Source organism: Nonomuraea spiralis (assembly GCF_014648435.1).
GTDB lineage: Bacteria > Actinomycetota > Actinomycetes > Streptosporangiales > Streptosporangiaceae > Nonomuraea > Nonomuraea spiralis.
Genome location: NZ_BMRC01000002.1, coordinates 702,553 through 718,800, shown reverse-complemented (window position 1 = coordinate 718,800; position 16,248 = coordinate 702,553). Strand labels below are relative to the sequence as shown.

The following is a 16,248-nucleotide window of genomic DNA, read 5'->3' as shown; positions in this document are numbered from 1 at the left end:
GCTCGAGCCGCTCCCACTCTGCGTTGGTTAAGTCACCTCGACCCATAGGCCCATCGTGACTGTCCAGGCACGATCAGTCAGCAGATCTAAGAAACAGCACCTAGTCGAGCGGCCCGGTGACCGACTCCGCCGCGGCCACGACGCCGCCCTCGGCCACCAGGCGCACGGCGGACTCGATCTCCGGCGCGAGGAAGCGGTCGGGGCCCGGCGCGGGCACGTTCTCGCGCAGCGCCCTGACCACGGCGGCGGTCGCCGGCGCGGGCTCCAGGGGGGCGCGCAGGTCGAGCGCGCGGGCCGCGGTGAGCACCTCGACGGCCAGCACCCGCGTCAGCCCGTCGACCGACCTGCGCAGCTTGCGCGCGGCCGACCAGCCCATGGACACGTGGTCCTCCTGCATGGCCGAGCTGGGGATCGAGTCGACGCTCGCGGGCACGGCCAGCCGCTTCAGCTCCGAGACGATCGCGGCCTGCGTGTACTGGGCGATCATGTGGCCGGAGTCCACGCCGGGGTCGTCGGCGAGGAACGCCGGCAGGCCGTGGTTGCGCGCCACGTCGAGGAAGCGGTCGGTACGGCGTTCGGACATCGAGGCCAGGTCGGCGGCCACGACGGCGAGGAAGTCGAGCACGTAGCCGACGGGCGCGCCGTGGAAGTTGCCGTTGGACTCCACCCGGCCGTCGTCGAGCACGGCCGGGTTGTCCACGGCGCTGGCCAGCTCCCACCCGGCCACGGTGGCGGCGTGCGCGATGGTGTCACGGGCGGCGCCGGCGACCTGCGGGGCGCAGCGCAGCGAGTACGCGTCCTGGACGCGGGTGCACGCCTGCGGGTCGCGGTGGCTGGCCATGACGCCGGAGCCGGCGAGGATTCTGGTCATGTTGGCGGCCGAACGGGCCAGGCCCGGGTGCGGGCGCAGGGCCTGGAGCTCCGGCATGAAGACGCGGTCGGTGCCGAGCAGCGCCTCCACGCTCATCGCCGCGCTGATGTCGGCGGTCCTGACCAGCCTGGTGAGGTCGGAGATGGCCAGGATGAGCATGCCGAGCATGCCGTCGGTGCCGTTGATCAGCGCCAGGCCCTCCTTGGCGGCCAGCTCGACGGGCTCGATGCCGGCCTGCTTGAGCGCCTCCCCGGCGGGCTGGAGCGCGCCCTCGGCGTCGCGTACGACGCCCTCGCCCATCAGCGTCAGCGCGACGTGGGCCAGCGGCGCCAGGTCGCCGGAGCAGCCGAGGCTGCCGTACTCGTGCACGACCGGGGTGATGCCGGCGCTGAGCAGGGCGGCCAAAGTCTTGGCGGTGGCCGGCCTGATGCCGGTGTGCCCGGTGGCCAGGGTGTGCAGGCGCAGCAGCATGAGCGCGCGCACCACCTCGGTCTCCACCTCCGGGCCGCTGCCCGCCGCGTGCGAGCGCACCAGCGAACGCTGGAGCTGGGCGCGCAGCGCGGGGTCGATGTGCCGGGTGGCGAGGGCGCCGAACCCGGTGGAGACGCCGTAGGCGGGAACGGGGCTCTCGGCCAGTTCGTCAACCCGCTGGCGGGCGGCCGCCATGGCGGCCACCGCGTCGTCGGTGAGCTGCACGGGTGCGCCCTGGCGGGCCACCCTGATGACGTCGTCGAAGCTCAGAGGCTCAGGGCCGACGTTCACGACTCCGCTGTCGCGCATGATCGTCTCTCTCGCTTAGGTAACCGGCGTACCCGATGTTAGCTCCTTACTCGGGAACGTCGCCGCCAGCCCTGCCCTGCCCTCCTCGGTGAGGACCACCGCGCGTGGCACCGACCCCCGCCGGTACCAGCCGCGTTCGAACAGGACGTCGGTGATCGCGGCGCCGAGCGCGCCGCCGAGATGCGACCGGCGCTCGGTCCAGTCGAGGCATTCCGGGGCGAAACGCCGCCTGGTCCCGCGGGCGCCCTCGACGTCCACGCCCAGGCCCGTCAGCAGGCGCTCCCCGGCCGGAGTGAGGTCCTGGCGGTCGTAGTAGCCGCCGTCCCTGAGCCGGTCGAGCAGGGCGACGCCGGCGCGGCCGGCCAGGTGGTCGTAGCAGGTGCGGGCTTCCTCCAGCAGGCGCGCCTGCCGGGACTGGCGCAGGGAGCGCACCGGCGGGCGGGCGCTCACCCTGGCCAGCGTCTCCAGGACCTCGGCGATCTCGTGCCCGGCCAGCCGGTAGTAGCGGTGGCGGCCCTGCCGGACGACGTCGACCAGGCCGCCGTCCAGCAGCCGGGCCAGGTGGGCGCTGGCGGTGGCGGCGCTCACCCCGGCGACACTGGCCAGCTCGCCGGCGGCCAGGGCGCGGCCGCCGAGCAGCGCCGTCAGCATGGCGGCCCTGGTGGCGTCCGCGATGAGCGCGGCCACGGGCGCGATGTCGGCGTCTCGGGCGATGTACTCCATGCTCACGACGCTAATACACCGACATTTCGCCCGGGGACGAAGTGTCAGCTCAGAGCCTTCCTGATGATCTCGCGGGCCCGGTCCATCAGCGCGAGGGGCGTGCCCAGCAGGACGTTCTTGGTCGCCGACTCCACGCCGGGACGCGGGCGCAGGGGCGCGACCGCCTCGGCCGCCCGTACCGCCGCCGCCATGGCCCGGCGTTCCAGGACGGACGTCCTGCCGCGGAGCTGGGCGAACTCGTAGCGCTCCTCGCTGCGGGCGTGCAGCGTCACGGCGGTACGCAACTCGGCCAGCTTGTCCCAGAAGTCCGGGTGGTCCACGCCCGCCTCGTCGATCTCGACGAGCAGGCGCTTGGCCCGGTTCTCCTCGGCCAGCCGGTCGGACACCACGCCCTGCCCGCCGTCCACCTTCATGCGGGCGTAGGGGTGGACGATCTCCTCCTCGGCGGTCTCGTGCACCGCCAGCAGGCGCGTCAGCCGTCCGAAGACCTCTTCCAGCCGTTCCGGCGGGGCCTGCTCGACCTCGTCGAACAGGTCTCTGATCTGGCCGTGCTGGGCCATCAGCACGTCGATGACATCGTGTTCAGCCACGTCCAGCGGCCTACCCGGGCACCGGCCGGACACGCGCCTCCTTACCGAACGCGGGCCGTTCGGCGACGCAACGCGGAGGTTGCCCGACCGGCCCGCGGGTAGGCGCAGCGACATGGCCTTCGACCCACTCCAGGAGCGGGGCATCCCGCTGGACGAGCAGCTGCGCGACTGGCGGGAGCTCAACGTCACGCCCATCGATCCCGACCACGCCGATCCCTACACCCGGTGCCGGATCATCACCATGAACGGCATCGAGTCCGAGGCGATCCAGTTCAGTCACCAGCTCGCCCGCCACTGCACCGACATGGAGCTCAAGCGGCAGCTCGCCCGCGTGCGCCACATCGAGGCGCAGCAGCAGAAGGCGGTCAACTGGCTGCTGCCCGGCGTCTCGTCGGTGCTGGAGACCACGATCGCCTACGAGCAGGTCGCCGTGGACCTGACGGCGTGGGTGGCCCGGATGGAGCCCGACCCGTACCTGACGAAGGCGTACGAGTTCGGCGTGCTGGAGGACTTCGACCACCTCTACCGGTACGCCAACCTGTACGAGATGATCGAGCACCGCAAGGCCGAGAAGATCGTCGACCAGCTCACCGAGGTCATGCCGGGGCGGCCGACGTACCTGCAGCACCGGGACCCGGTCGACAACGTGCGCGAGCCGTACGACCGGCACCACACCGAGCCGCTGTCCAAGCTGCACGCGCTGACCGTCATGGCCACCGAGCAGCAGACCATGAACTTCTACATGAACGTCGGGCCGCTGGCCATGGAGCCGATCGCGCGCCGCCTCTACCAGGAGATCGCCATGGTGGAGGAGGAGCACGTCACCCACTACGAGTCGCTGGTCGACCCGGGCGAGAGCTGGTGGGAGATGTTGCTCAACCACGAGTACAACGAGTGCTACCTGTACCACTCGTTCATGGAGACCGAGTCCGAGCCCAGGGTGAAGGCCGTCTGGGAGCTGCACCTGAACATGGAGATCGAGCACCTGCGGCTGGCCTCGGAGCTGTTCAAGCGGTTCGACGGGCGCGATCCCGACCAGGTGCTGGCTCCCGAGCTGCCGCCGCCGGTGACGTTCGAGCCGAACAAGGCGTACCTGCGCGACCTGCTCGCCACCCAGATCGACTGGACCACCCTCGGCACCGGGTACGTGCAGGAGGCGCACGAACGCTTCTCGCGGATGCAGGAGGCGGTCATGGGCGGGGACAAGCCCGCGTCGGAGCAGGTCATCGACGACAACCGGGCGGTGTCGGGCCGGGAGTACCGCCTGGAGACGGAGGGGCCGCATCCGGCGGGCCTGCAACTCGGCCGCTGACCTGAACGGCGATCTCGTGGCCACCCGCTCGCACGCGGCCCGCTCGGGGCGGGGTTCGAGCGCGCGGCATGGGCGTCGCCCTCGTCACCGGAGGGGTTAGAGTGCGCGGCATGAGTGTCGCCCTCGTCACCGGTGCCTCGCGCGGCCTGGGAGCCGTGATCGCACGCCGCCTGGCCGCCGACGGCCTGACCGTGGCCGTCAACTACCACTCCGAACGGACCGGCGCGGAGAAGGTGGTCGCCGAGATCCGGGCCGAGGGCGGCACGGCGGAGGCGTTCGGCGCCGACGTCACGGACGAGGGGCAGGTCGCCGCCCTGGCCGCCCGGGTCGCCGAGCGGCTCGGGCCGGTCGAGGTGCTGGTGGTCAACGCCACCGGGCCGCAGCCGTCGGTGCCGGTCGAGGAGCTGACCTGGCAGGACCACCTCGACCAGCTCCTGTTCTTCGTCAAGAGCCCCACGCTGCTGGTTCAGGCCGTACTGCCCGGCATGCGCGAACGGGGACGCGGCCGGGTGATCCAGATCGGCTCCGACGTCGTCGACCGCAGGCTGCCCGGCATGTCGGCCTACATCGCGGCCAAGGGCGCCCAGCACGCCCTGGCGCAGACGTGGGCCCGCGAGCTCGGCCCGTACGGGATCACCGTGAACGTCGTCGCGCCCGGCTGGATCCCGGTGGAGCGGCACGCGGGCGTCGACGAGGCCGATTACCTGGCCGAGGTGCCGCTCGGCCGTATGGGCACCCCGGCCGACGTGGCCGCCGCGGTGTCCTTCCTCGCCTCGGACGGCGGCGCGTTCGTGACCGGGCAGCGGGTGACGGTCAACGGCGGTCACACCTAGGGCGACCTGCGTGGAAGCGTTCCGGTTTGGGGACTCGCCGAGGATTCGCTAGAGTTCTCTCGTCGCCCGGCACGAGCGGGGCGCACGCGGAAGTGGCTCAGTGGTAGAGCATCACCTTGCCAAGGTGAGGGTCGCGGGTTCGAATCCCGTCTTCCGCTCGGAGCTCCCGGCTCGGTGGCGTGGCCGAGAGGCGAGGCAGCGGCCTGCAAAGCCGTCCACACGGGTTCAAATCCCGTCGCCACCTCTGCAAGGACGATTAGCTCAGCGGGAGAGCGCTTCCCTGACACGGAAGAGGTCACTGGTTCAATCCCAGTATCGTCCACCAGCTCCGACAGCCAGGCCCTCGGGCCTGGCTGTCGGCGTTTGCGGCGGTGCTGACGTTTCTGGCCGTTCGGGCGCAGCGGCCCGGTTGTTCGCGTTGCGGCGGTTCGCGCGGCGGGGCTGGTGTTTGTAGCAAGCGTTTGGTTCGATCAGGGCATGGACGCTCAGGAGATCGCCGACCGCCTGGAGATCGCCGACCTGCTGGCCCGCTACTCGCGGGCCATCGACTCCGGCGAATGGGACCTGCTCGACGAGGTGTTCAGCCCCGGCGCGATCATCGACTACCGGTCGGCGGGCGGCATCAGGGGCGGGCGGGCGGAGGTCAAGGCCTGGCTCGCCGAGGTGCTCCCGCACTGGCCGGGGCGCCTGCACCTGATCGGCGCCGCGCGGATCGTCCTCACCGGCGACCAGGCGCGGGTCAGCGCCCCCTTCACCGACACCCTCGCCCCCACCAGGGACATGGCCGCTGCCGACGCCAAGGGGTTCCTGCACGGCGGCGGCTGGTACCACCACCACATGCGGCGCACGCCGGACGGCTGGCGCAGCGACGAACTGGTGGAGGAACAGAGCTGGCGCACGGCCCACTGAGACAACGCGCCCAGAGGCCCGCCGAGGCGGCACGCCCAAAGGCCCCAGAGGCCCAGTGGAACGAGAACCTGCGGAAGCGAGCTCGTTCAGGGGGTGTGGGTGGTGGCGAAGGGCAGGAGTGCGGTGGCGGTGCGCTGAGGGTCCTCCAGGATGGGGGTGTGGCCGAGGCCGGGCAGCAGGACGACCTCCGCGCCCGGGACGACCCGGTAGTCGGCGGCGGACGAGGACCGCCATCTGCGGTCGTCCTCACCGAAGATCACCAGGAGCGGCTTGCCGAGGGGCGCCAGCCGGTCCGGGAGCGGCCGTTCCGCCAGGTACTCGCGGGTGCCCTGCATCGTGGCGGTGAGCGTGTGGACGGTCATGCAGCGCACCTCGTCCAGGAGCTCGTCCGGGATCCGGTAGCCGGCGCGGCTGAAGCCGGTGCTCGCGAACCCGCGGATCTGCTCGTCGGTCGGCGGCCACTGCGAAGGCGCGAACGAGCCCGAGGCCGGGGCGAGGAAGGCGTCCAGGGAGGGGCCGGTGTTGACGAGGACGAGCGCGCCCACCAGCTCGGGACGCTGTTCGGCGAGGGCGGTGGCGACCACGCCACCGCTGGAGTGGCCGGCGACCACCGCGCGGCCGACGCCGAGCCGGTCCAGCGCCTCGCCGACCCGGCGGGCCTGCTCAGGAGTGGAGTAGCCGCGGTCGTCCGGTTTGGCGGAGCGGCCGTGCCCGAGCAGGTCGATCCGTACGACGCGATGGGAGCCCGTGAGCAGCGGGACCAGCTGGTCCCAGGAACGGGTCGAGGAGGCCGACCCGTGGACGAGCAGGAGGACGGGGGCGTCGCGGGGGCCGTCCTGGCACACGTGGAGGTCGCCGTCGTCCAGGGACAGGATCGTGTCGTCGCTCAGCCGCGGTCCGCTGTTGGAAAGGGTCATGAGGCCACTGTCGCGGCCGGTCCGCGCCTCTGGATTGGACGAATGTTCCCTCGGCCGGCTCCCCGGAACGAAGGTCAGGGGGGTGGGAGGGGGCAGCGAGTGGTGTCCTCGGCGTAGGACAGCAGCAGGTCGCGGGCCGTTCCCGGGTCGAACGGCTGGACGGCGTCCAGCAGGTGCAGGCCCAGACCGTCCTCCAGCGCCACCAGGTTCCTGGCGATCGTCATGGCGTCCCTCGTCAGCGCGAAGACGCCGGTCGCCGAGCCCGCCTCCAGGATGGCCGCGTACAGGGCGACCTGGCGCTCGTAGAGCCTGATGTGCTGGGCCGCGTACGCGGGGTCGCGCCGGGCGTGCGCGCCCAGCTCGTACAGCAGCACGCACAGCTCGTCGCCGGGCCCGGCGGGCAGCCCGCTGCCGATGGTCGTGACCAGGCGGCGCCGCAGGTCGGGCTCGCGGGCGGCGGCGGCCTCGCGGGCGGCGCAGAATCGGTCGACCGCCTCGCGCTGCACCTCCTGGAGCAGGTCGGCCATGCTCGGGAAGTAGTACAGCACCGACCCGGCCGACATGCTGGCGAGCTCGGCGACGTCCCGCAGCCGCAGGTCGAGGATGCCGCGTTCGAGCACCGCCCGGCGGGCGGCGGTGACGAGTTCGGCCCGCTTCTCCCGGGCCCGGCTGGGTCGCGCCATGGCGGCGATTCTTCATAGGGGCTTCAAAAAACGCAAGCCCTCCTTGACGAACGCCCCCGATAGTTCTTTGATACTCGCTCAAGGAACCCCCCAAGGAGGCGTCGTGGCAACAACGGCCGCCCATCCACACCTGCACCGGGGACTCAAGCTCCTCGGCACCCTCCTCCTCACCCTGTCCGCCATCACCCCCGCGTCCTCGGTGTTCATCATCGCCCCCGGCGTGATCTCCCAGGCCGGCAGCGGCGCGATCCTCAGCTACCTGGCCGGCGCCGTCGTGGGCGTGTTCATGGCCTTCGTCTACGCCGAGCTGGGCTCGGCGTTCCCGCTGACCGGCGGCGAGTACGCCATCACCGCCCGCACGCTCGGCCGGCTGCCCGGGTTCGTGGTGCTCGGGCTGATCCTCATCACGCAGTTGCTCATCATCGCCGTGATCGCGCTCGGCGTGGGCGCGTACCTGTCGGTCGTCTTCCCCGGTCTGGACGGGCCGCTGGTGGCGGCGGTGACGTGCCTGCTCACCACGGTCGTCGCGGTCTTCGACATCAAGCTGAACGCCTGGGTGACCGGGGTGTTCCTGGCCATCGAGATGATCGCGCTGGTGGTCGTGTCCGCGCTCGGCCTGTTCCGGCCGCAGCGCTCGCCGGTCGAGCTGATCACCCATCCCGTGGTCGCCGGGGACGGCGGCGCGCTGGTGCCCGCCTCGCTCGGGCTGATCGGCGCCGCGACCGCCGTCGCGATCTTCTCCTACAACGGGTACGGCTCGGCCGTCTACTTCGGCGAAGAGGTGCACGACGCGCCGAAGAGCATCGCCAAGACCGTGTTGTGGGCGCTCGGCGTCACCGTCGCGGCCGAGCTGGTGCCGGTGACGGCGGTGCTGATGGGCGCGCCGTCGTTGCCCGGCCTGTTCGGCGCGGAGAACATGATGCAGTACTTCGTCACCGCCCGCGCCGGGTCGGCGGTCAACACGGTGATCTCCCTGGCCGTCGCGCTGGCCATCCTCAACGCCGTGCTGGCCATCATCCTCATCACCTCGCGCATGTTGTTCAGCACCGGCCGGGACCGTGCCTGGCCCGCGCCGGTCAGCCGCCTGCTGTCGTCGATCCACACCCGGTACGGCTCCCCGTGGGTGGCCACGGTGCTGACCGGCGTGGTCAGCGCGGCCTGCTGCTTCATCGACGAACGTTTCCTGCTGGTGGTGACCGGCACCTCGATCGTGGCGGTGTACGCGGCGCTGTGCCTGGGGGCGATCGCCGGGCGGCGCAACGGCTCGACGGGCCACGCGGCGTACCGGATGCCGTGGTTCCCGCTCGCGCCGGTGCTGGCGCTGGCCGCGCTGGCGTACGTGATCTACCTCAACGCCCTGGACCCGGTGATCGGCCGGCCGAGCCTGTACGTGACGGCCGGGATCGCTGTGGTGTCGGCGGCGTACTATCTGGGGGTGCTGCGGCGGCGCGGCGGGTGGGATCTGGCTGAACCATGAGAGTGATCATCTTCGGGGCGACCGGCATGGTCGGGCGCGGCGTGCTCAGGGAGTGTCTGCTCGACGAGCGCGTGACGGCCGTACTCACGGTCGGCCGGTCGCCCACGGGGACGGTCCACGGCAAGCTGCGCGAGATCACCCACGCCGACCTGTCGGACCTGTCCCCCGTCGAGGGCGAGCTGGCCGGCTACGACGCGTGCTTCTTCTGCCTCGGCGTGTCCGCGGCGGGCATGAGCGAGCAGGACTACCGGCGGGTCACCTACGACTACACGCTGGCGGCCGGCACCACGCTGGCCCGGCTCAACCCGTCCTCGACCTTCGTCTACGTCTCGGGCGCCGGCACCGACGAGCACGGCCGCGCGATGTGGGCGAGGGTGAAGGGCGCGACCGAGAACGCGTTGCTGGCGCTGCCGTTCCGGGCCTACATGTTCCGTCCCGGCTACATCCAGCCGATGCACGGCGTCACCTCGCGCACTCGCTGGTACCGGCTGGCCTACGTGGTGGCCGCGCCGCTCTACCCGCTGCTGCGGCGGCTGTTCCCGTCCTCGGTGACGACGACCGAGCGCATCGGACAGGCGATGATCAACGTGGCCGAGCGCGGCGCGCCCGAGCGGATCCTCGGCCCGGCGGCGATCAACGCCCTGTGAGGGCCTGCCTCGGCACCAGCGGCACGGCCAGCAGCGCGGCGAACGCGGCCAGCCCCCACACCGCCTCCCACGAGGCGACGGCGAGCACCACGGGGACGAGCAGCGGGGTCAGGAAGCCCGAGGCGAAGCAGGCGGTGCCCTCCAGTCCGAGCGCGGTGCCCGCCCTGGCCGCGCCCGCCAGGGCGGCGATCTCGGTGTAGGCGATGCCGTGCCAGGAGTTGGCCAGCAGGCCGCCGGCCGCCAGGGCGGCGACGGTGACCGGCGTGGGCGCGTGCGTGAGCACCGCGGCGGCGGCCATCACGACACCGGACAGTGCGCCGATGGCCCGGATCCAGGTGCGGCGCCCGCCGCGCCGGTCGGTGCGCCTGCCGGTCCAGATGCGCGCCGCGCCGCCGCCGAGCTGGGCGATCAGCACCGTGAGGCTGGCCAGGGCGGCGCCCGCCCCCTTGACGTCGTGCAGGAACACGGCGGTGAAGGACAACACGGCGAACTGCGGCACGGTGAGCAGCCCGCTGGCCAGGGCTACGCGCCACACGTCCCAGCGCCGCAGCGGCGAGGGGCCGGGCTCGGGCGCCGCGGTGGCGGCCTCCGGGCCCGGCCCGTGCAGCCAGCGCCAGGTGGCCGCCGCCGCCAGCAGGCAGAAGACCGCCGGTACGGCGTAGACGGCGCGGAAGCCGTACCGCTCGGCGAGCCAGGGCAGCAGGGCGACCCCGACCGCGCCGCCGATGGGGATCGCGGTCTGGCGCACGCTCATCGCCAGCCCCCGCTCGCCGTCGGCGAACCAGGTCATGACGGCCCGCCCGGAGGCGCCGTTCACGCTGCCGCCCAGCGCCCCGGCGGCCAGCAGGCACACCGCCAGCAGGGCCACGCCCGCGTGCTCGGACGGTGTGACCGCCACGGCCATCACCGCCAGCAGCGCGCCCGTGGCGGTCAGCCCGAGGAGCAGCACGCGGCGGTCGCCCCACCGGTCGGTCAGCACGCCCCAGGCGATGTCCGAGGCGGCCACGCCCAGCCCCAGGCAGGACAGGACCAGGCCGAGCGAGCCCAGGGACAGGTGGTAGCCCGAGCGCATGGAGACCGCGGTGACCGGGATGCCGGAGAACATGGCCGAGAAGGACGCCTGGGCGCCGACGCCCACGGACAACACGGTCCATCGGTGCCGTGCGCCGTACCGGCGGGTCCCGCCGCGAGTGGTGATGAGTGTCGTCACAACGCCCCCAAATAACCGGACTTAGTGGTTAGTCACTCTGAGGGCGCCGGAAGTAACTTGTCAATACGGTTACTATCGGAGTCGTGGACTTCACCTTCGTCAGCGGCAACCTCGGCCTCGACCTCGCCGGCACCATCGGCCACCGGCGCGGCGCGCGTATCGACCTGCTGCCCACCCCCGCCGACCTGGCCCGCTGGACGGTCCGCGCCGGTCTGCTCGACGGGCCGCCCGAGGTCGGCGCGGACGACCTGGCGCGCGCGGCGGCCCTGCGCGAGGCGATCTACCGGCTGGCCACGGCGGCCCGCGAGGGCGTCCCGTACGGGAAGGGCGACCGCGACGTGCTCAACGAGTTCGCCGGGCGCCCGCCCGCGGACGTCGCGCTCGCCGAGCGCGGCCTGCGGCGGGACGGCGGCCTGCCCGGCGCGCTGTCCACGACCGCGCGCGCGGCGATCGAGCTGCTCGGCGGCCCGCAGGCGGGGCTGATCCGCGAGTGCGAGGCCGCACCCTGCACCCGCCTGTACGTCGACGCCTCCCACCGCCGCACCCGCCGCTGGTGCGACATGCGCGGCTGCGGCAACCGCGCCAAGGCGGCCGCCTTCCGCGCCCGCACCGGCGCCTGACCCGGACGCCCAGGGACACCCCACAAGGGACGCCTCACCCGGGATGATGGAATAACCGCACGCGGCCGGACGCTACGGTACCTGTCAAAGATTCAACAGTCATGGATGGTGACTAAAGTGCAGTTCGGAATCTTCAGTGTGGGCGACGTGACCACCGACCCCACCACCGGCAGGACCCCGACCGAGCACGAGCGGATCAAGGCGATGGTGGCGATCGCGCTCAAGGCCGAGGAGGTCGGGCTCGACGTGTTCGCGACGGGCGAGCACCACAACCCGCCGTTCGTGCCGTCCTCGCCGACCACCATGCTCGGCTACATCGCGGCCAGGACCGAGCGGCTGATCCTGTCCACCGCCACGACGTTGATCACCACGAACGACCCGGTCAAGATCGCCGAGGACTTCGCCATGCTTCAGCACCTGGCCGACGGCCGGGTGGACCTGATGCTGGGCCGCGGCAACACCGGGCCGGTCTACCCGTGGTTCGGGCAGGACATCCGCCAGGGCATCCCGCTGGCCGTCGAGAACTACGCGCTGCTGCACCAGCTCTGGCGCGAGGACGTCGTCGACTGGGAGGGCCGCTTCCGTACCCCGCTGCAGGGGTTCACCAGCACGCCGCGCCCGCTCGACGGGGTGCCGCCGTTCGTGTGGCACGGCTCGATCCGCAGCCCAGAGATCGCCGAGCAGGCCGCCTACTACGGCGACGGCTTCTTCGCCAACAACATCTTCTGGCCCAAGGAGCACTTCATCCGCCTGATCAACCTCTACCGCCAGCGGTACGCCCACTACGGGCACGGCACGCCCGAGCAGGCGATCGTCGGCCTGGGCGGCCAGGTGTTCATGCGGAAGAACTCCCAGGACGCGGTACGCGAGTTCCGCCCCTACTTCGACAACGCCCCCGTGTACGGCCACGGGCCCTCGCTGGAGGAGTTCACCGCCGAGACCCCGCTCACCGTGGGCAGCCCGCAGCAGGTCATCGACCGGACGCTGGAGTTCCGCGAGTTCTTCGGCGACTACCAGCGGCAGCTGTTCCTCATGGACCACGCCGGTCTGCCGCTGAAGACCGTGCTGGAGCAGCTCGACATCCTCGGTGAGGAGGTCGTGCCGGTGCTGCGCAAGGAGCTCGCCAAGGACCGCCCGGCCGGCGTCCCTGACGCTCCGACGCACGCGTCGCTGCTGGAGGCCCGTACGTCCCAGGCCGTCGAGGTCTGACCCCTCCGAGAAAGGGAGATCCCCCATGAAGCTCGTCGTCGTCACGGCCGGTCTGACCCAGCCCTCCTCCACCCGCCTGCTCGCCGACCGCCTGGCCGAGGCCACGCGGCGGCGGCTGGACGAGGAGGCCGAGGGGACCGAGGTGCGCGTGGTCGAACTGCGCGACCTGGCCGTGGACATCGCCAACAACCTGGTGACCGGCTTCCCCGGCGCCCGGCTGCGCGAGGTGGTCGAGGCCGTGACGGAGGCCGACGGGCTCATCGCGGTCACGCCGACGTTCAGCGCGTCCTACAGCGGCCTGTTCAAGTCGTTCTTCGACGTGCTCGACAACACGGCGCTGACGGGCAAGCCGGTGCTGGTCGCCGCCACGGGCGGCACGCCGCGCCACTCGCTCGCGCTGGAGCACGCGCTGCGCCCGCTGTTCGCCTACCTGCGGGCCGTGGTCGTGCCGACGGCCGTCTACGCCGCCGCGGAGGACTGGGGCGGCGGCGGGGACGCCTTCACCGACGGTCTCGGCGAGCGCATCGACCGGGCCGCCGGCGAGCTGGCCGGACTGCTGCTGAACCGGGCTCCGCGGCAGGCCGCGGCCGAGGACGAGGTCGTCCCGTTCGCGGAGCAGCTCGCGGCTTTGCGCCCGCTGCGCTAGTTTGCAGCGGTGCTGACCGCTATGTTCCTCTCGCTGTCCCTCGTCCTCACACCCGCCTCCCCGGCCGGTCTCGACGAACCACACAAGAAGGACATCGCCATGCGGCTGGTGTCCAGCGCGGAGAACTCGTCACTGGACTGGAAGGCGCAGTACGGCTACATCGAGGACATCAAGGACGAGCGGGGCTACACCGCGGGCATCATCGGCTTCTGCTCCGGCACCGGCGACATGCTGAAGCTGGTCGAGCTGTACACCCGGCGCAGGCCCTCGAACGTGCTGGCCAAGTACCTGCCCGCGCTGCGCAGGGTCAACGGCAGCGACTCCCACAAGGGCCTCGGGAAGCCGTTCGTCAGGGACTGGAAGAAGGCCGCCGCCGACCCCGCCTTCCGGCGCGCGCAGGACGCCGAGCGCGACCGCGTCTACTTCGACCCGGCCGTCCGCCGCGCCAAGAAGGACGGCCTGCGGGCCCTGGGCCAGTTCGCCTACTACGACGCCATGGTCATGCACGGCCCCGGCGCCGACAAGCTGAGCTTCGGCGGCATCAGGAAGGCCGCCCTGGCCAAGGCCGCGCCGCCGGCCCGGGGCGGCGACGAGGTCGCCTACCTCAACGCGTTCCTCGACGCCAGGAAGGCGGCGATGAAGGCGGAGGACGCCCACGACGACACCACCCGGGTCGACACCATGCAGCGTGTCTTCCTCAGGAAGGGCAACCTCGACCTCACCCCGCCGCTGACCTGGAAGGTGTACGGGGACAAGTACACCATCAAGCGCTGATCAGGCGATCACGGTAGGTTGGTGAGCCAGCCAAACAAACGGGGTTAATCATGTCCAACGGTGCCCGTCATGGTCTGGGAGTGGTCGCGGGCCTGCTCCTTCCTCCCCTGATCGCCGCCTGCCTCATGTACGGCATCGGCGAGATCAGCCTCACAATGGCCACGCGCTTCACCGTCTCCTGGCTGGGGCTCGGCGTGGTCGCGGTCGCCGGGGCCGGGCTCGCGTTCCTGGCCGGCTCGCGCCTGTCGCCGATCGCCTCGCTCCTCGGCGGCCTCGCCTTCACCGCGCTCGGCGTGGTGCCCGCGGTGGAGATGAACGCCGGCTTCCGTGTGATCCCGGACGGGCTGGTCACCGGGAGCCTCTTCACCGGGTTGCAGACCGTCATGTACTCGGGCGTCCTGCTGTTCCTCGGCGTGGCCCTGCTGGTCGTGTCGTTCTTCCCGTCGCGCTGGCGCTCCCGGGAGCGGCCGTCGGTCTACACCTCCGACTACGGCGCGACGGGGTCGCCGTACCTGCCGCCGGGCATGTCCCAGGACGTCACAAGGCCGATGCACCGCGAGTGAGCCGTACCGGGCCTGGCAGAATGCGGCCATGCGCGACTCGAAGATCGTCGACTTCCTGGCCGAGCTGGCCGACAAGGTGCCCGCGCCCGGCGGCGGGGCCACCGCCGCGCTGCACGCGGCGCAGTCCGCCGCGCTGCTCGGCATGGTGGCCCGTTACACCACCGGCGAGCGGTACGCCGAACACGCCGAGACCGTCGTAGGAGTGATCGGCGAGACCGACGCCCTGCGGGCCCGGGCTCTGCGGCTGGCCGAGGAGGACGCGGCCGCGTTCACCGCGGTCTCCGACGCCTACCGGCTGCCCAAGGGCGAGGAGCGCAGCGCGTCCATCGCCCGCGCGCTGGCCGGCGCGGCCGAGCCGCCCGCCAGGGTGGTGGAGACCGCCACGCGGCTGGTCGAGCTGTGCGAGCTGCTGCTGCCGATCGGCAACCGCAACGTCGTCACCGACGTCGCCGCCGCCGCCGACGCGGCGCGCGCCGCGCTCACCACGGCCCGGCTGAACGTCGAGATCAACCTGCGCGGCATCAAGGACGAGCGGGTACGCGAGGAGCTGGACTCCCGCCTGGCCGACGTCGAGGCCGCCGTCGCCAGGGCGGACCGGGTCACCGCCGAGGTACGCGAGGAGATCACCCGTTGAAGACGCTGACCGGCCGCGACCTGGCCGCCGCCATCAGGGACCAGACCCAGACCGAGGCCGCCGCCGGGCCGCAGCCCAGGCTGGCCGTCGTGGTGGCCACGGCCGACGAGGCGAGCCTGTGGTACGTGCGTTCGATCGCCAAGGCCGCCGCGGGCGTCGGCGTCGCCTGCGACATCGTCGACCTCGGGCCCACCGCCGACCCCGGCAGGATCCAGGAGACGCTGGCCGGGCTCAGCGCCGACGACGCCGTCCACGGGGTCATGTTGCAGACCCCGCTGCCCGCCGGCGCCTCGGCCCAGGAGCTGGCCACCGCCATCGACCCGCGTAAGGACGTCGACGGCGCGAGCCCGCTCTCGCTCGGCCGCCTGGCCGCCGGGCTGCCCGCGTTCCCGCCGGCCACGGCCGCGGCCGTCATGGCCCTGCTCGACCACCACGAGGTGCCGCTCGAAGGGCGGCGGGCGGTGGTCGTCGGCCGCTCGACCGTGGTCGGCAAGCCGCTGGCCCACCTGCTGCTCGACCGGCACGCCACGGTCACCGTCTGCCACTCGCGCACCCGCGACCTGGCCGCGGTGACCTCGGCGGCCGACGTGCTCGTGGCCGCCGTCGGCCGGGCCGGGCTGATCGGCGCCGCGCACGTCGCGCCGGGCGCGGTGGTGATCGACGTGGGCACCAACCCGACCGACGACGGCGGGCTGACCGGCGACGTCGACTTCGCGGCGGTGTCGGAGGTGGCCGGCGCGCTGACCCCGGTGCCCGGCGGCGTCGGCCCGGTGACCACCGCGCTGCTGCTGCGCCACACCGCCCGCGCGGCGAACCTGCCCTGACCCCCGACGTCTGGAAAGTGGAGGCC

General features: G+C 72.3%; 18 protein-coding genes and 3 tRNA genes. 15 read left to right on the top strand and 6 right to left on the bottom strand.

The features are described 5' to 3' along the window. Window positions 1–100: 100 nt before the first annotated feature. Genes hutH through IEZ27_RS07290 form a run of 3 tightly spaced genes read right to left on the bottom strand, consistent with a single transcriptional unit; the run spans window position 101 to window position 2,964 of the window. The gene (gene hutH, locus IEZ27_RS07300) at window positions 101–1,651 is read right to left on the bottom strand and encodes a histidine ammonia-lyase (protein WP_189646467.1); all 1,551 of its coding nucleotides are present in this window, start codon (window positions 1,649–1,651) and stop codon (window positions 101–103) included. A gap of 15 nt (window positions 1,652–1,666) precedes the next feature. Then, the gene (locus tag IEZ27_RS07295; RefSeq protein WP_189646466.1) at window positions 1,667–2,374 is read right to left on the bottom strand and encodes an ArsR/SmtB family transcription factor; all 708 of its coding nucleotides are present in this window, start codon (window positions 2,372–2,374) and stop codon (window positions 1,667–1,669) included. 44 nt (window positions 2,375–2,418) lie between these two features. Next, window positions 2,419–2,964, bottom strand: a complete 546-nt coding sequence (locus IEZ27_RS07290; protein WP_229823540.1) for a hemerythrin domain-containing protein — start codon at window positions 2,962–2,964, stop codon at window positions 2,419–2,421. A 112-nt stretch (window positions 2,965–3,076) separates the two neighbouring features. Between IEZ27_RS07290 and IEZ27_RS07285 the strand changes: the two genes are divergently transcribed. The 6 genes from IEZ27_RS07285 (at window position 3,077) to IEZ27_RS07260 (ending at window position 6,018) form a co-directional block, all read left to right on the top strand. Next, window positions 3,077–4,276, top strand: a complete 1,200-nt coding sequence (locus IEZ27_RS07285; protein ID WP_189646464.1) for a hypothetical protein — start codon at window positions 3,077–3,079, stop codon at window positions 4,274–4,276. Between the two features lie 110 nt (window positions 4,277–4,386). After that, a complete protein-coding gene (locus IEZ27_RS07280; protein ID WP_189646463.1) occupies window positions 4,387–5,109 on the top strand; it encodes an SDR family NAD(P)-dependent oxidoreductase in 723 nt (240 codons plus the stop codon). A gap of 86 nt (window positions 5,110–5,195) precedes the next feature. Continuing rightward, a tRNA-Gly gene (locus IEZ27_RS07275) sits at window positions 5,196–5,267 on the top strand. A 15-nt stretch (window positions 5,268–5,282) separates the two neighbouring features. Beyond that, window positions 5,283–5,353: transfer RNA gene (locus IEZ27_RS07270), tRNA-Cys, on the top strand. A 6-nt stretch (window positions 5,354–5,359) separates the two neighbouring features. Beyond that, window positions 5,360–5,434 (top strand) — tRNA-Val (locus IEZ27_RS07265). Between the two features lie 152 nt (window positions 5,435–5,586). Then, window positions 5,587–6,018: a nuclear transport factor 2 family protein gene (locus IEZ27_RS07260; protein WP_189646462.1), complete on the top strand. Its 432-nt coding sequence runs from the start codon at window positions 5,587–5,589 to the stop codon at window positions 6,016–6,018. A gap of 86 nt (window positions 6,019–6,104) precedes the next feature. Here IEZ27_RS07260 and IEZ27_RS07255 read toward each other — a convergent pair whose 3' ends face one another. Continuing rightward, window positions 6,105–6,935 carry an alpha/beta fold hydrolase gene (locus tag IEZ27_RS07255; protein ID WP_189646461.1) on the bottom strand — a complete coding sequence of 277 codons (831 nt, stop codon included), beginning with the start codon at window positions 6,933–6,935 and terminating at the stop codon, window positions 6,105–6,107. Window positions 6,936–7,009: 74 nt separating this feature from the next. After that, window positions 7,010–7,618: a TetR/AcrR family transcriptional regulator gene (locus IEZ27_RS07250; protein ID WP_189646460.1), complete on the bottom strand. Its 609-nt coding sequence runs from the start codon at window positions 7,616–7,618 to the stop codon at window positions 7,010–7,012. Window positions 7,619–7,721: 103 nt separating this feature from the next. Here IEZ27_RS07250 and IEZ27_RS07245 point away from each other — a divergent pair, with 103 nt between their 5' ends. Beyond that, window positions 7,722–9,095 carry an APC family permease gene (locus IEZ27_RS07245; RefSeq protein ID WP_229823538.1) on the top strand — a complete coding sequence of 458 codons (1,374 nt, stop codon included), beginning with the start codon at window positions 7,722–7,724 and terminating at the stop codon, window positions 9,093–9,095. Then, window positions 9,092–9,742: an NAD-dependent epimerase/dehydratase family protein gene (locus IEZ27_RS07240; RefSeq protein ID WP_189646458.1), complete on the top strand. Its 651-nt coding sequence runs from the start codon at window positions 9,092–9,094 to the stop codon at window positions 9,740–9,742. The genes IEZ27_RS07245 and IEZ27_RS07240 overlap by 4 nt, the downstream gene beginning before the upstream one ends. Here the strand turns inward: IEZ27_RS07240 and IEZ27_RS07235 are convergent. Next, entirely contained in the window at window positions 9,729–10,952 is a 1,224-nt protein-coding gene (locus tag IEZ27_RS07235) for an MFS transporter (RefSeq protein ID WP_229823535.1), read from the bottom strand. The two genes, IEZ27_RS07240 and IEZ27_RS07235, sit on opposite strands and share 14 nt — an antisense overlap. Window positions 10,953–11,035: 83 nt before the next feature. Between IEZ27_RS07235 and IEZ27_RS07230 the strand changes: the two genes are divergently transcribed. The 7 genes from IEZ27_RS07230 (at window position 11,036) to IEZ27_RS07200 (ending at window position 16,222) form a co-directional block, all read left to right on the top strand. Then, window positions 11,036–11,572, top strand: coding sequence for a CGNR zinc finger domain-containing protein (locus tag IEZ27_RS07230; RefSeq protein WP_189646457.1), 537 nt, complete (start codon window positions 11,036–11,038; stop codon window positions 11,570–11,572). Window positions 11,573–11,689: 117 nt separating this feature from the next. Next, window positions 11,690–12,781 carry an LLM class flavin-dependent oxidoreductase gene (locus tag IEZ27_RS07225; protein WP_189646456.1) on the top strand — a complete coding sequence of 364 codons (1,092 nt, stop codon included), beginning with the start codon at window positions 11,690–11,692 and terminating at the stop codon, window positions 12,779–12,781. Window positions 12,782–12,806: 25 nt separating this feature from the next. Further along, window positions 12,807–13,427: an FMN reductase gene (locus tag IEZ27_RS07220; protein ID WP_189646455.1), complete on the top strand. Its 621-nt coding sequence runs from the start codon at window positions 12,807–12,809 to the stop codon at window positions 13,425–13,427. A gap of 9 nt (window positions 13,428–13,436) precedes the next feature. Continuing rightward, the gene (locus IEZ27_RS07215) at window positions 13,437–14,201 is read left to right on the top strand and encodes a chitosanase (RefSeq protein WP_308427261.1); all 765 of its coding nucleotides are present in this window, start codon (window positions 13,437–13,439) and stop codon (window positions 14,199–14,201) included. A gap of 50 nt (window positions 14,202–14,251) precedes the next feature. Then, window positions 14,252–14,764 (top strand): hypothetical protein, encoded by a 513-nt coding sequence (locus IEZ27_RS07210; protein WP_189646454.1) that lies wholly within the window; start codon window positions 14,252–14,254, stop codon window positions 14,762–14,764. A gap of 28 nt (window positions 14,765–14,792) precedes the next feature. Then, window positions 14,793–15,398, top strand: a complete 606-nt coding sequence (locus IEZ27_RS07205) for a cyclodeaminase/cyclohydrolase family protein (RefSeq protein WP_189646453.1) — start codon at window positions 14,793–14,795, stop codon at window positions 15,396–15,398. Next, window positions 15,395–16,222, top strand: a complete 828-nt coding sequence (locus IEZ27_RS07200; RefSeq protein ID WP_189646452.1) for a bifunctional 5,10-methylenetetrahydrofolate dehydrogenase/5,10-methenyltetrahydrofolate cyclohydrolase — start codon at window positions 15,395–15,397, stop codon at window positions 16,220–16,222. The genes IEZ27_RS07205 and IEZ27_RS07200 overlap by 4 nt, the downstream gene beginning before the upstream one ends. Window positions 16,223–16,248 lie beyond the last annotated feature (26 nt).

Excerpts from the sequence above, each read along its gene's own strand:
- hutH (WP_189646467.1), bottom strand. The coding sequence starts at position 1,651 with ATGCGCGACAGCGGAGTCGTGAACGTCGGCCCTGAGCCTCTGAGCTTC.
- IEZ27_RS07295 (WP_189646466.1), bottom strand. The coding sequence starts at position 2,374 with ATGGAGTACATCGCCCGAGACGCCGACATCGCGCCCGTGGCCGCGCTC.
- IEZ27_RS07285 (WP_189646464.1), top strand. The coding sequence starts at position 3,077 with ATGGCCTTCGACCCACTCCAGGAGCGGGGCATCCCGCTGGACGAGCAG.
- IEZ27_RS07280 (WP_189646463.1), top strand. The coding sequence starts at position 4,387 with ATGAGTGTCGCCCTCGTCACCGGTGCCTCGCGCGGCCTGGGAGCCGTG.
- IEZ27_RS07260 (WP_189646462.1), top strand. The coding sequence starts at position 5,587 with ATGGACGCTCAGGAGATCGCCGACCGCCTGGAGATCGCCGACCTGCTG.
- IEZ27_RS07255 (WP_189646461.1), bottom strand. The coding sequence starts at position 6,935 with ATGACCCTTTCCAACAGCGGACCGCGGCTGAGCGACGACACGATCCTG.
- IEZ27_RS07250 (WP_189646460.1), bottom strand. The coding sequence starts at position 7,618 with ATGGCGCGACCCAGCCGGGCCCGGGAGAAGCGGGCCGAACTCGTCACC.
- IEZ27_RS07240 (WP_189646458.1), top strand. The coding sequence starts at position 9,092 with ATGAGAGTGATCATCTTCGGGGCGACCGGCATGGTCGGGCGCGGCGTG.
- IEZ27_RS07220 (WP_189646455.1), top strand. The coding sequence starts at position 12,807 with ATGAAGCTCGTCGTCGTCACGGCCGGTCTGACCCAGCCCTCCTCCACC.
- IEZ27_RS07210 (WP_189646454.1), top strand. The coding sequence starts at position 14,252 with ATGTCCAACGGTGCCCGTCATGGTCTGGGAGTGGTCGCGGGCCTGCTC.
- IEZ27_RS07205 (WP_189646453.1), top strand. The coding sequence starts at position 14,793 with ATGCGCGACTCGAAGATCGTCGACTTCCTGGCCGAGCTGGCCGACAAG.